Raw genomic sequence first — 12712 nt, forward strand, 5'->3', positions numbered from 1 at the left:
CGCTCACGGCGTAACCGCCCGGCACTGCGGGCGGCGCCGGGCCGGTGACGCCTTGGGGGCGGCCGGATGCGGGCAGAACGGCGTATGGACTTCACCGCCGCTCTGCGGGTTAATGATCTTTACAATTTCGGCTCGCACCCCCCAGGAGCCCCAGTGAACCAACGCCTCCCGCGCGGCGGCGCCGGCGTGAGCACCCTCATGGCCGCGCTGCTCGCCCTCACCGCGCTCCCAGCGGGGGCGGCCGGACCCACGAAGTCCGCGTCGCCCGTTCCCGCGCCAGCGGCCACGACCTCGGTGCAGAACGGCGAGACGAAGCCGATCTACTCCCGCGCCGACGCCGTCACCCAGACCGTGGACATCGAGACCACGGCCGACAGCGACCGCGACGGCGTCCGCGACCGCGTCCGGATGCGGATCATGCGGCCGAAGGAGACCGACACGGCCGGGCTCAAGGTCCCGACGATCCTGGAGGCCAGCCCGTACTGGGCCGGCACCCACGACGTGCCGATGCACCCGGTCGACATCGACGACGCGCGCAAGAAGGGCCTCGCCGCCCCGTTCCGCGGCCTCGCCGAGATCTTCCCGGGCTACTACGACAACTACTTCCTGCCCCGCGGCTACGCCATCGCGAACCTGGACAGCATCGGGACCGGCGGCTCGACCGGGTGCCCGACGTCCGGCGACCGCGACGAGCAGGCGGGCGCGAAGGCCGCGGTGGACTGGCTGAACGGCCGCGCCCGCGGCTGGGCGCCGGACGGCTCCCCCGCCAAGGCGTCCTGGTCCACCGGCAACGTCGGCATGATCGGCCAGTCCTACAACGGGACGCTGCCGAACATGGCCGCCGCCACCGGCGTCGAGGGCCTGAAGGCCATCGTCCCGATCGCGGGCATCTCCAACTGGTACGACTACTACCGCGCGGGCGGCGGCGTCGTCGCGCCCTTCACCTTCCAGGGCGAAGACCTGGACATCCTGGCCAAGGTGGTGCTGACCCGCAAGAACCCCGAGGTCTGCGCCAAGGTCATCGAGGACATCGCGGCGACGCAGGACCGCGAGACCGGCGACTACGGCAAGGTGTGGGCGCAGCGCGACTACGTCGGCCAGGCCAAGAAGGTGCGCGCCGCCGTCATGGTCGTGCACGGGCTCAACGACTGGAACGTCAAGGTCAAGAACTCCGTGCAGTGGTGGAACGCCCTGAAGCAGGCGGGCGTGCCGCGCAAGCTGTGGCTGCACCAGGCCAACCACGCGACGCCGTTCCGCTGGCGCGTCGAGGAGTGGCTGCGGCAGACGCACCACTGGTTCGACCGCTACCTGTACGGCATCCAGAACGGCATCGAGCGCGAGCCGCGGGTGGACGTCGAGCACCCGGACGGCACATGGGAGACGGCCCGCGACTGGCCCGTGCCCGGCACACGCACCGTCCCGCTCAGCCTGAACCCCGCGGGGCCGGACGGGCAGCCGGGAACCCTCGGCCTGTGGCCGCGCCCCGGCAGGACGCAGTCGTTCCTGGACGCGGGCAAGACCCGCACGGCCGAGCAACTCCTCGTCAACGAGAACCAGGCGGACCCGAACCGGCTCGCCTACCTGACGGGGCCGCTGCCGAAGCCCGTCCGGGTGAACGGCATCCCGTCGCTCTCGGTCCAGGCCGCGCTCGACGGGCGGTCGCCGTACCTGACGGCGCTGCTGGTCGACTACGGCACCGACACCCGTCCGACGGGCGCGCGGGTCAACACCGCTGAGCAGGTCTGCTTCGGGGAAAGCGTGGAAGGCGACCCCGGCTGCACGATCCGGCAGACGCTGAAGACGGAGACCGCCCCGTACAAGGTCATCACGCGCGGCTGGCTGGACGTGCGGAACCGGCACAGCTTCAGCCGCAGCGAGCCGATCAAGCCCGGCAAGACGTACACGTTCCGGTGGGACCTCGAACCCACCGACTACGTCGTCAAGCCCGGCCACCGGCTCGGCGTGATCCTGCTGTCCACCGACTACGACTACACGCTGCGCTACCCGGCCGGCACCGAGGTGGACGTGCGGCCCGGCGTCAGCAAGATCCTGCTTCCGCTCGCACGCGGCGGACGCGAGTCGCTCCAGTAACGAGGGACGCGGCACGGCTTGAAAGGACCGGCGGGCCAAGGGCACTTCCCTTGGCCCGCCGGTTCATTCGCTAAGGGTCTCTCCGGTCACCCGGCGGAGAGGTCCCGGATCATCTGGCGTTGAGGTCGCGGAGGCGGCCGATCTGCTCGCGGCGCTCGGCGGCGCTCTGCTGTCCGAGGGTGTTCCCGGCGGCCTGCCACAGCAGCCGCTTCGTCGCGGCGGCGGCGCCCGCGTCGACGGCGAGCAGCGCGTCCACCAGGTCGCGGACGGCGCCGTCCAGCCCGTCGCGCGGGACGAGGGTCTCGGCGAGCCCGATCCGGGCGGCCTCGCCGGCGGGCACGGTCCGGGCGGTCAGGCACAGCTCCAGGGCCCGGCCGATGCCGACGATCTCCACGAGCGGCTTGGTGCCGGTGAGGTCGGGGACGAGCCCGAGCGCGGGCTCCTTCATGCAGAAGGCCGCGTCATCGGCGATCACGCGGATGTCGCAGGACAGCGCGAGCTGGAACCCGGCCCCGATGGCGTGCCCGTGGACGGCCGCGACCGTGACGAGGTCGGGACGCCGCAGCCAGGTGTAGCCCTCCTGCAGTTCGGCGATGAAGCGGTCGGCGGCCTCGGCGTCGGAGCCGTCCGGGAGGCCCCCGCCCTCTCCGGAGAACATGCCGAGGTCGATGCCCGCGGAGAAGGAGGGGCCCGCGCCCCGCACGACGACGACGCGCACGGCGCCGGGGAGGGAGCGTCCGATCGCGGCGAGCCCGCGCCACGTCGCGAAGGTCATGGCGTTCCGCCGCTCGGGCCTGTTGAGTGTGACGGTGGCGACGGCCCCGTCCACGTCCAGGAGAAGGCCCGCCTCGTCGAGGCCGGGCGCCGCCGCGCCGGTTTCGGACCGTTCCACTCCGCCGGTCGTGCTCGCGTCCCCCATGCGTCTTCCTCTCGATGAGCGTGCGGGCCCGCCCCGCCGTCCACGGGGCGGGCCCGGAAACCCGTCCGCCGCCGCGACCGAACCTTACTCGGTCGGCCGCGGCGACGGTTCGGGCCGTGCGCTCATCCGGGGGCGGTGTCCGGTCAGGACTTCTTGCCCCGGGTCGCGCCACCGCGACCGCGCAGGTTGACGCCGGACTCGGTCAGAATCCGGTGGATGAAACCGTAGGAGCGGCCGGTGGCGGCTGCCAGGGCGCGGATGCTCTCGCCGGAGTCGTACCTCTTCTTCAGGTCCGCCGCCAGCTTGTCGCGCTCGGCACCGGTCACGCGGGTGCCCTTCTTAAGGGTCTCGGCCACGAGTACCTCCCGTAGTGATGTGGTGACCGCTGCGTTATCCCCCGCCATGATCAGTCATTCCCGGCTGTTCGGCTACCCACTCGGCCAGAAAAGATCTGTGGAACTCACCCCGCAGGTCACGCGAGCGCCACCAGATCGGCAAAGTCGTCACTCCAGATGTCTTCCACCCCATCCGGCAGCAAAATCACTCTTTCCGGCGCGAGCGCCTGCACCGCACCCTCGTCGTGGGTGACCAGGACGATGGCTCCGGCGAACGTCCGCAGGGCCCCGAGGATCTCCGCGCGGCTGGCCGGGTCGAGGTTGTTGGTGGGCTCGTCCAGCAGCAGGACGTTCGCGCTGGACACCACCAGCATCGCCAGCGCCAGCCGGGTCTTCTCGCCGCCGGACAGGACGCCCGCGGGCTTGTCGACGTCGTCGCCGGAGAACAGGAACGAGCCGAGGATCTTGCGGACCTCGACGGGCGCCATCCCCGGCGCCGCGGACTGCATGTTCTCCAGCACGGACCGCTCGACGTCCAGCGTCTCGTGCTCCTGGGCGTAGTAGCCGACCCGCAGGCCGTGGCCGGCGACGACCGTCCCGGTGTCGGCCTCGTCGACGCCTGCCAGCAGGCGCAGGAGGGTCGTCTTGCCCGCTCCGTTCAGGCCGAGGACGACGACGCGGCTGCCCCGGTCGACGGCCAGGTCCACGTCGGTGAATATCTCCAAAGATCCGTACGATTTCGACAAACCCTCCGCGGTGAGCGGAGTCTTGCCGCACGGAGCCGGATCCGGGAAGCGGATCTTGGCGACCTTGTCGGCCTGCCGCTCGCCCTCCACGCCCGCCAGGAGCTGCCTGGCGCGCCGGTCCATCTGCTGGGCCGCCTTGGCCTTGGTGGCCTTGGCGCGCATCTTGTCGGCCTGCGACAGCAGCGCGGACGCCTGCCGCTGCGCGTTGGCCGACTCGCGCTTGCGGCGCCGCTCGTCGGTCTCGCGCTGGTCGAGGTACTTCTTCCAGCCGACGTTGTAGATGTCGATCACGCAGCGGTTGGCGTCGAGGTGGAACACCCGGTTGACGACCGCGTCCAGCAGCTCCACGTCGTGGCTGATCACGACGAGGCCGCCCTGGTGCGACTTCAGGAAGTCGCGGAGCCAGACGATCGAGTCGGCGTCCAGGTGGTTGGTCGGCTCGTCCAGCAGGAGGGTGTCGGCGCCGGAGAACAGGATGCGCGCCAGCTCCACGCGGCGCCGCTGGCCGCCGGAGAGCGTCCCGAGCGGCTGGGTCATCACCCGGTCGGGCAGGCCGAGGCTGGACGCGATCGACGCCGCCTCCGACTCCGCCGCGTAGCCGCCGAGCACGTGCAGCCGCTCCTCCAGGCGCCCGTACCGGCGGACGGCCTTGTCGCGGTCGGCGCCCGTCGCGGCCGCCATCGCGTCCTCGGCGGCGCGCAGCTTGCGGATCACCTCGTCCAGGCCGCGGGCGGACAGGATGCGGTCGCGGGCCAGCTCGCCCAGGTCGACGTCGCGGGGGTCCTGCGGCAGGTAGCCGACGGTGCCGGACGACGTCACCGCGCCCTGCGCGGGCAGCGCGTCCCCGGCCAGCACCTTGGTGAGGGTGGTCTTGCCCGCGCCGTTGCGCCCGACGAACCCGACCCGGTCGCCGGGGTTCACCCGGAACGTGGCGGCCTCGATCAGCAGCCGGGGCCCGGCGCGCAGCTCGATGTCTTTCGCGATGATCACAGTGACAGGGCTCCCCTGACGGACGGCTCGGTGGACAGGCACGAAGAAGCGCGCCACTCGGTCGGCGTCAGGACCGGGGCGCGCTCGAAGCGGCCTGTCAGTTCGGGAGCGGAACCATCGCACCAGTGTACGTGACCCGAGTCCGGTGCCGGTCATGCCGGATCCGGCGCGGGCGATGTGTGAACGGCGCGGGCGGGGCCAGGATGAGGGCACGGGCGTGCGACGGAGACCGCAGGGGCCCGGAGGTCCCGGCACGAAGGAGTGTGAGACGTATGACCCAAGTCACGAGCAACCCACCCGAGGGCACGCCGAACTGGATCGACATCGGCGTCCCCGACCTCGACCGGGCCAAGACGTTCTACGGGACGCTGCTCGGCTGGCAGTTCCAGGACACCGGGCCGGAGGGCGGGCACTACAACATGTGCATGCTGCGCGGGGAGCCGGTCGCGGGGATGATGCAGAACCCCGACGACCAGCCCTCGGAGTTCTGGTGGAACGTCTACTTCGCCACCGACGACTGCGACGGCGCCGTCAAGCGCGCCACCGACGCGGGCGGCGAGGTCGTCTTCCCGCCCATGGACGTGATGGACCAGGGCCGCATGACCATCGTCAAGGACCCGGCGGGCGCCCAGTTCGGCCTGTGGCAGGGCCAGGCCCACCCGGGCTCGCGGATCGTGAACGACACGGGCTCGTTCACCTGGAACGACCTGTTCGTCCCCGGCGACGCCGGGCCCGCCCGCGAGTTCTACAAGGCGCTGTTCGGCTACCGGGTCGAGGCGATGCCGGACGGCGAGGGCATGGACTACACCACCATCGCCCGCCCGGACGGGCGCTTCATGGGCGGCGTCCTCGGCGGGGAGGGCCTCGTCATCGGCGGCGGCACGGCGCCGGTCGCGTCGTGGCTCACCTACTTCGCCGTCGACGACGCCGACGAGGCGGCCCGGCAGGTCCGCGCGGGCGGCGGAACGGTCGACGAGGAGCCGACCGACACCCCGTACGGGCGCATCGCCACCGTCCGCGACCCGTTCGGCGTGCCGTTCCGCGTGATGAAGCCCGCGCAGGGCCCGGAGTCGTGACCCGCGCGTGCGGGTGAGAGACCGCGGGGCCCGGACGCCGTCCGGGCCCCGCGGTCGTTCTCGCTCCGATCAGCTCCCGCGCTCGGCGGAGAGGCGCTGGGTGATGGTGCGCTGGAGCCGCTGCAGCCCGTTCGTGCCGACCAGCCCGATCTGCCCTTCGAGGTCGCGCAGCAGGACGTCCTCGTTCATCACGACCTCGGACGACTGCATCATCACCGTCCCCTGCCCGGTGAAGTCGAACTGGTGCTCCTCGCCCGACTGGCCGCCGATCCCGAACACCATCCGCGCCGCGCCGAACGCCCCGCGCATGTACGAGTGGTCGTAGTGGTGGCAGGGGGACGGGCAGTCGGCCCAGCCGAGCAGCGCCTGCGGGTCGACCCTGATCGGCGGCTCGACGAAGTGGACGGGCCCGTTGGAGGCGGCCACGAACCGTCCCGTGCCGATCAGCGTCAGGAACCCCGGGATGATCGACTGCTTGAGCTCCAGGCCCGGCTCGAACGCCAGGAGGTTCCCGGCCCGGACAGTGAGGTTCCCGTCCTCCAGGTCGAAGGAGTTGACGTCGAACCCGCGGTCGGCGAGGACGAGCTTCCCCTGCCCCTGCGCGACGATCCAGTCCTGCGCGTACAGCGGCGAGTTGAAGGTGTGCGCGACGAGCGAGTCGAGCGGCCCCGCCGACAGGGCCTCGAACCTGATCTGCCCGTAGTAGGCGATCATCTTGCCCTTCTGCGCGAACCACTGCCCGTTGAGGTCGACGCTGAAGGCGTACGGGTTGACGTTGTCGTTGGACGGCAGCGTCACCGGGTTCCAGGTCTGCGTCTGCGCGCCGTAGGTGCTCACGGTCAGATCTTCCTCTCGCTGGCCTGGACGTAGACGACGCCGAGACCGCTCAGTTCGAGCTGGAACGCCTCGCCGGAGCCGCGTCCGACCAGGTCGCGCAGCCCGACCGCCGTGGTGAGCTTGTTCTGCACCTGGCCGCGGTGCGCGACGTACGCCTGCGGGTCGACGTGCACGGGACGGTTCTGGCTGATCGGCAGCTCCATCACGCCGCCGTGCGACAGCACCGCGCACGAGCCGTGCCCCATGAGCGTCGAGGTGAACAGGCCCTGCCCGGTGACCGCGCCGCGGACGATGCCGCGCACGCCGCCCTGCTCGCCCATGAACATCGTCCCGACCTGGAGGGACGCGTCGTGCACCAGCAGCCGGTCGGCCTCCACGTAGAGGGTGTCGGCGCCTTGCAGGTCGATGACGGTGACGTACAGCCCGCCGTGCCCGAACAGGACGCTGCCCTGCCCGGTGACGTGCATCATCGCGCTGCGCTCGCCGGCGACGGCGCGTCCGATGGTGCCGCCGATGCCCTGCCCGGCCGTCGAGGTCGGCGCGAACGACACCGGCCCGGTGTAGGCGAGCATCGCGCCGCGCTTGCTGTAGACCTCCTGACCCGGCCCGATCGGCACCTGGAGCATCTTGGAGTTGATCGACTGGTATCCGGGCATCAGATCTCCAAGATTCCGCCGCGTTCGGACGGCTGGACGTACACCAGGCCGTGCCCCTGGTACCGGAACTGCACGCTCTCCCCCGATCCCTGGCCGATCACCGTCCGCCAGTTGACGTCGGTGACCACGTCCTGCTGGAGCTGCCCGTGGTGGCAGACGTAGGCGTGCGGGTCGACGCACAGCGGCGTCTGCGGCGTCACCTCCAGCACGATCGCGGGGCCCGCGGACAGGATCGCGACCGTCCCGTGCCCCTCCACCTTGGTGGTGGCGAGCCCCTGCCCGGTGCCCATGCCCCGCAGCCCGACGAAGTGGACGCCGGTCTGCAGGTTCCCGTCCAGGGCCAGGAGGCTCTCCGACTCGACGAACAGGGTGTCGCCGGTCAGCGGGACGAGGGTCACCTCCGTCGCCTCGCTCGCCAGGTACACCGTCCCCTGCCCGCTGATCTCCATGAGGGTCATGCCCTCGCCGGCGATCCTGCGTTTCAGCGCGCCCCGCAGGCCCTCGCCGCCCGTCATGCCCTGGCGTTTGAACGACATCTGGCCCTCGTAGGCGACCATGGATCCGTTCAGCGCCCTGATGGTCTCGCCGCCGAGGTCGACGGCGAGCATCTTGGAGCCGTTCATTCGAAATTGCGCCACGAAGCGAGAAGATACAGCTGTTCCCGGGGGGTGTGGGGGCGGCGTCTCCGCACAATTGAGCAGCCCGGCGCGTTGAGGGCCCGCGCCGGGCGCTGATCGGGAAGGATGAGGACCATGTGGATCGCTCCCGAACGCCGCAGCCTCAGCAGGTGGGCCGTGCCCGGGCTCGTCCTGGGCGCGGGCGTGGTGGTCGGGGCCGTGCTGGCCGCCGACGGGCGGTCGGGGACGGCCCTCATCGCGCTCGCCTCGCTCGCCGGGTACGCGGCGTACCTCGCCTACCGGCGCAACGAGCCGGCGCTGCCGATCAGCGAGGGCTTCGGCTCCGGCACCCGCGCCCGCGCGCATCTGCGGGCCGCGGCGATGACCGGGGACGTGCTGACCGTCGCGGTGGTCGGCGGGCTGACCGTCCAGGCCCTGCGCGGCGCCGACATCACCGCCTACGTGTGGCTCGCCGCCGTCGCCGGCGTGACGTACCTGCTGGCGGCGTTCGCAGGCGGCCGCGGTCTCTGACCGCACACGACCGGTGACCGCGCATGGCCTCTGAACTGCGAATATTGGGTTAACTTCGGCTGACACATCTAGTTTCGTCGCGGAGTGGGCGACATGATGCGGCTGTGTCAGCAGTCGATGCACTCGATGCCCTCCTCCCGGCCCGGGCGGTGTTCCATCCGGTCGTCGACCTCGGCACCGGAACCGTCGTCGCGGTGGAGGCCCACGCGCCCCCGGCCGGTCCGTCCGGCCCGATGCGGCTCGATCCGGCGGCCGAGGACGTGCGCCGCGCCGTCGAGGCCGCCCGCGCCGCCACCGGACTCGGCACGCCCCTGCCGCTGCAGATCGGCCTGCGCACCGAGACCCTCGCCCGCGGCGACGACCTCCTCGCCGACCTGCACCGCGGGCTCAGCGACACCGGACGCCGCCCGCAGGAGATCATCATCTGCGTGTCGGGCGGGTTCCCGCCCGCGGCGCGCCCGCCCGTCACCGCCGCGCTGTCCGGGCTGCGCCGGACCGGCTACCTCGTCGGCCTCGCCGGCCTCGGCGCCGCCCACGCGCCGCTGGACCTGCTCGTGGACGGCGCGTCCTACCTGCTGAAACTCGATCCCGAGCTGGCGCGCAGGGCGGTGTCGGAGCCGCGCCGCGCGGCGCTGGTCGGGAGCCTGGTCGAGCTGGCGCACCGCCTGGAGACGCACGTCCTGGCGCCGCAGATGGCGACCAGGGAGCAGGTGCTGCACATGCGGGACGCGGGGGTGCGGCTCGTCCAGGGGCCCGCGCTGGCGCCGCCGGAGTGGCGGCCGGGGATGCCGGTCCACATCCCGGTCGCGGCGGCCGAGGAGCCCGCGCGCCCGGACCCGGGGCTGGGCCTCGGGCCGCGGGTGTCGGAGTTCACCCTCCCGGCGGTGACGCTGCCGCACACCGCGACCGCGGGCGCGGTCCTCAACGCGCTGAACGCCGAGACCGGCATCACCAGCATCGTCCTGGTCGACGACCGGCAGCGGCCCCACTGCACCGTGGACCGGACGCGCTTCCTGCTGCGCCTGTCCGGCGCGTACGGGCACGCGCTGCACGCCCGCCGTCCCGCCGCGCGGCTGGCCGACGCGCCCCGGCTGGTGCCGCGCACCGTCCCGGCGGTCGCGGCGCTGCGGGCCGCAGGGCGGGAGGACGAGCGCGTCTACGACGACCTGGTCGTGGTGGACGAGGTCGGGCGCTGCCTCGGCATCGTCCGCGTCGCCGACCTGATCCGCAGCCTGTCCAGCTGAAGATCATCCGTCGCGCCGACCGTCCGCCGCGGATCCTTCGCCGCGCTGAGATCGTCTCTGGCGGGTCAGCTCGCCCCGGGTGATCCTTTATGCGGATCGGTCCCGGAACGCCCGGAGGCGGCCGTCTCCTGCGCGAGGATGGCCGCCTGCACCCGCCCGGCCAGCCCCAGCTTCCCGAGGATGCGGCTGACGTGGGTCTTGGTGGTCGTCTCCGCCATGTCCAGCCGGGCCGCGATCTGCCCGTTCGACAGGCCCTCCCCCAGGCACGCGAACACCTCCCGCTCCCGCGGCGTCAGCTCCGCGAGCCCCGGCGCGGACGGGTCCGCCGCGGGACGGGCGGAGAAGGCCTCGATCAGCCGCCGGGTGACCTTCGGCGCGATGATCCCCTCGCCGGCCGCGACCGTCCGCACCGCGTCCACCAGCTTGTCGGCGTCGACGTCCTTGAGCAGGAACCCGGCGGCGCCCGCCCGGAGCGCGCCGAACACGTACTCGTCCATGTCGAACGTGGTCAGCACCAGCACGTCCGCGATGCCCGCGATCTCCCGGGTGGCGCCGATGCCGTCCAGGCGGGGCATGCGGACGTCCATCAGCACCACGTCCGGGCGCAGCTCCCTGGCCAGCTCCACCGCCTCCACCCCGTCGGCCGCCTCGCCCACGACCCGGACGCCGGGCGCCGCGCCCAGGATCAGCACCAGCCCCGCCCGCACCGCCGCCTGATCGTCCGCGACCAGCACCTCGATCATGACGCCCTCGCTCCGGTCATCGGGTCTCCGTGAACTGCTGGTCGACGGGCAGCTCGGCGTGCACGCGCCACCGCCGCGCGGCGGCGTCGGGCCCGGCGTCGAACTCGCCGGCCAGCATCACCGCGCGCTCGCGCATCCCCACCAGCCCGCTGCCGGTACCGGGGAGCCGCGCCGCATCCGCCCCGAGCGGGCTCAGCACGTCGATCACCACGCTCCGCCGCGTGTACTCGACGCGGACGTCGGTGCTGCCGGGACCGGCGTGTTTCAGCGCGTTCGTCAGCGCCTCCTGCACGATCCGGTAGGCGGCCAGTTCCACCGCGGCGGGCAGCTCCGGCGGCTCCCCGGCGACCTCCAGCCGCGCGAACAGGTCGGACCGCGCCGTGTGCCGGACGAGCCGTCCCAGCTCCGCCAGCCGCGGCCGGGCCGCGGGATCCTCGCCGTCGCCGTCGCCGTCCCGCAGGAGCCCGATCATCCGGCGCATCTCCGCGAGGCCCTGGACGCTGTTCTCCCGGATGACCTCCATCGCCCGCTCGATCCCCTCCCGGTCGAGGCCGGGCACCTTCAGCACGGCCGACGAGTGCAGCGCCACGGCGCTCAGATGGTTGGCGATCACGTCGTGCAACTCCCGCGCCATCCGGGCCCGCTCGGCCGTCACGGCGGCCCGCCGGTCCAGCTCCGCGAGCCGCGCCACCTGCTCGGCGCGCTGCCGCTCGGCCTCGGCCCGCCGCCGCTCCGCCTCCGCCCGGAACCGGTGCTCCCGGACGGCCATCGCCGTCAGCACCGGCGCGACCCACACCACCCCGGCGACCGACCCGCCGACCACGCCGACGGCGAGGTCCCGCAGCCCGATCCCGGTGCCGGCCGCGACCGCCAGGCTCGCCGCCGCGGTGGTGCCGAGCAGCCACTCCGCGGTCCGGCGCCGCCCGTAGAGGCTCGCCGCGTACAGCGCGTCCCCGTAGATCATCGCGGTGGCGATGCTCGGCCCCATCGCCACGTCGGCGAAGTTGAACGGCGTCGCCACCGCCAGCGCGGTCAGCGGCGCCGTCCGCCGCAGCAGCAGCGCCGAGGACAGCCCGAGCAGCGGGACGAGCCGCGCCCACACCGACGGGTCCCAGTCCTCCGACCAGGTCGAGTAGCCGTGCACCGCGAGCATGAGCAGCCCGCCGGCCAGCGCGGCCGCGGCGACGAGCGCGTCCTTGCGGGTGGTGAGCCTGTGCACGACTCCATCTCAGCATCCCCGCGCGAGAACCTCGTCCACCGGGATGACGAGGACGCGTACATCCTTCGGACGACCCCCCGAACCCCCACCGCGGACGACGATTTCCGCCCGTCCCGCACCGACGATGGAACCATCGAGAAAGGACTCCACGTGCTCATCGCGATCATCGCCGCCTGCGAGATCGGCTTCTGGGTCGTCCTGGCCGCCGGTCTCGCCGCCCGCTACCTGCTGCGGCTCCGCCGGACCGGCGCGGTGCTCCTGCTGTGCGTCCCGCTGGTCGACCTGGTTCTGCTGGTCGCGACGGCGATCGACCTGCGCGGCGGCGCCACCGCGGGCTTCGCCCACGGGCTCGCCGCCGCCTACATCGGCTATTCGGTCGCGTTCGGGCACAGCATGGTCCGGTGGGCCGACCAGCGCTTCGCGCACCGCTTCGCCGGCGGCCCGCCGCCCCGCCGCAAGCCCGGCCACGGCCGGACGCGCACCCGCTACGAGTGGCGCGAGTTCGGGAAGGCGGCCGTCGCGACCGCCATCGCCTGCGGCCTGCTCCTGGCGATGATCGCCTGGGTCGGCGACCCCGACCGCACCGAGGCCCTGCTCGGCTGGCTCGCCCGCCTCGGCACGGTCCTGGCGATCTGGTCGCTGTGGCCGATCACCCACACCCTGTGGCCGTCCAAGCCCAGCACGCACGCGTGAGGCCGCGCCCCTGGC

The 12712-nt window shown here is 72.7% G+C and carries 13 protein-coding genes; 5 read left to right on the forward strand and 8 right to left on the reverse strand.

The genetic code is table 11. From position 1 onward, the window contains the following. The first annotated feature begins 153 nt into the window (after positions 1-153). Positions 154-2091, forward strand: coding sequence for a Xaa-Pro dipeptidyl-peptidase (locus ACH35V_RS12355; protein WP_395972114.1), 1938 nt, complete (start codon positions 154-156; stop codon positions 2089-2091). Positions 2092-2200: 109 nt separating this feature from the next. Here the strand turns inward: ACH35V_RS12355 and ACH35V_RS12360 are convergent, their stop codons facing one another. The 3 genes from ACH35V_RS12360 to ACH35V_RS12370 all read right to left on the reverse strand — a co-directional run bounded on the left by ACH35V_RS12360 (position 2201) and on the right by ACH35V_RS12370 (position 5081). Further along, complete coding sequence (locus tag ACH35V_RS12360; RefSeq protein WP_395972115.1) at positions 2201-3010, reverse strand: enoyl-CoA hydratase/isomerase family protein; 810 nt, start codon at positions 3008-3010, stop codon at positions 2201-2203. Between the two features lie 143 nt (positions 3011-3153). Then, positions 3154-3366 carry a helix-turn-helix domain-containing protein gene (locus tag ACH35V_RS12365; RefSeq protein ID WP_021596738.1) on the reverse strand — a complete coding sequence of 71 codons (213 nt, stop codon included), beginning with the start codon at positions 3364-3366 and terminating at the stop codon, positions 3154-3156. 116 nt (positions 3367-3482) lie between these two features. Continuing rightward, positions 3483-5081 carry an ABC-F family ATP-binding cassette domain-containing protein gene (locus ACH35V_RS12370; RefSeq protein WP_395972116.1) on the reverse strand — a complete coding sequence of 533 codons (1599 nt, stop codon included), beginning with the start codon at positions 5079-5081 and terminating at the stop codon, positions 3483-3485. 272 nt (positions 5082-5353) lie between these two features. On the opposite strand from ACH35V_RS12370, the gene ACH35V_RS12375 reads away from it, so the two are divergent. Beyond that, the gene (locus ACH35V_RS12375; protein ID WP_395972117.1) at positions 5354-6157 is read left to right on the forward strand and encodes a VOC family protein; all 804 of its coding nucleotides are present in this window, start codon (positions 5354-5356) and stop codon (positions 6155-6157) included. Positions 6158-6226: 69 nt separating this feature from the next. Here the strand turns inward: ACH35V_RS12375 and ACH35V_RS12380 are convergent, their stop codons facing one another. Genes ACH35V_RS12380 through ACH35V_RS12390 form a run of 3 tightly spaced genes read right to left on the reverse strand, consistent with a single transcriptional unit; the run spans position 6227 to position 8288 of the window. After that, the gene (locus ACH35V_RS12380) at positions 6227-6994 is read right to left on the reverse strand and encodes an AIM24 family protein (RefSeq protein WP_395972118.1); all 768 of its coding nucleotides are present in this window, start codon (positions 6992-6994) and stop codon (positions 6227-6229) included. Between the two features lie 2 nt (positions 6995-6996). Continuing rightward, positions 6997-7650 (reverse strand): AIM24 family protein, encoded by a 654-nt coding sequence (locus tag ACH35V_RS12385; protein WP_395972120.1) that lies wholly within the window; start codon positions 7648-7650, stop codon positions 6997-6999. Then, positions 7650-8288, reverse strand: coding sequence for an AIM24 family protein (locus tag ACH35V_RS12390; protein WP_395972121.1), 639 nt, complete (start codon positions 8286-8288; stop codon positions 7650-7652). The genes ACH35V_RS12385 and ACH35V_RS12390 overlap by 1 nt, the downstream gene beginning before the upstream one ends. A 114-nt stretch (positions 8289-8402) precedes the next feature. On the opposite strand from ACH35V_RS12390, the gene ACH35V_RS12395 reads away from it, so the two are divergent. Both ACH35V_RS12395 and ACH35V_RS12400 read left to right on the forward strand, forming a co-directional pair. Further along, entirely contained in the window at positions 8403-8798 is a 396-nt protein-coding gene (locus tag ACH35V_RS12395) for an ABC transporter permease (protein WP_395972123.1), read from the forward strand. A gap of 104 nt (positions 8799-8902) precedes the next feature. Beyond that, positions 8903-10042, forward strand: coding sequence for an EAL domain-containing protein (locus tag ACH35V_RS12400; protein WP_395972124.1), 1140 nt, complete (start codon positions 8903-8905; stop codon positions 10040-10042). Between the two features lie 65 nt (positions 10043-10107). On the opposite strand, the gene ACH35V_RS12405 is transcribed toward ACH35V_RS12400, so the two are convergent. Both ACH35V_RS12405 and ACH35V_RS12410 read right to left on the reverse strand, forming a co-directional pair. Then, entirely contained in the window at positions 10108-10785 is a 678-nt protein-coding gene (locus ACH35V_RS12405; RefSeq protein ID WP_395972126.1) for a response regulator, read from the reverse strand. 16 nt (positions 10786-10801) lie between these two features. Beyond that, complete coding sequence (locus ACH35V_RS12410; RefSeq protein WP_395972128.1) at positions 10802-12004, reverse strand: sensor histidine kinase; 1203 nt, start codon at positions 12002-12004, stop codon at positions 10802-10804. On the opposite strand from ACH35V_RS12410, the gene ACH35V_RS12415 reads away from it, so the two are divergent. Further along, on the forward strand, positions 11999-12697 hold the full coding sequence (locus tag ACH35V_RS12415; RefSeq protein ID WP_395972130.1) for a hypothetical protein: 699 nt from the start codon (positions 11999-12001) through the stop codon (positions 12695-12697). The genes ACH35V_RS12410 and ACH35V_RS12415 overlap by 6 nt on opposite strands. Positions 12698-12712 lie beyond the last annotated feature (15 nt).

The sequence above is a fragment of the Actinomadura sp. 1N219 genome (assembly GCF_044326405.1).
Classification (GTDB): Bacteria; Actinomycetota; Actinomycetes; order Streptosporangiales; family Streptosporangiaceae; genus Spirillospora.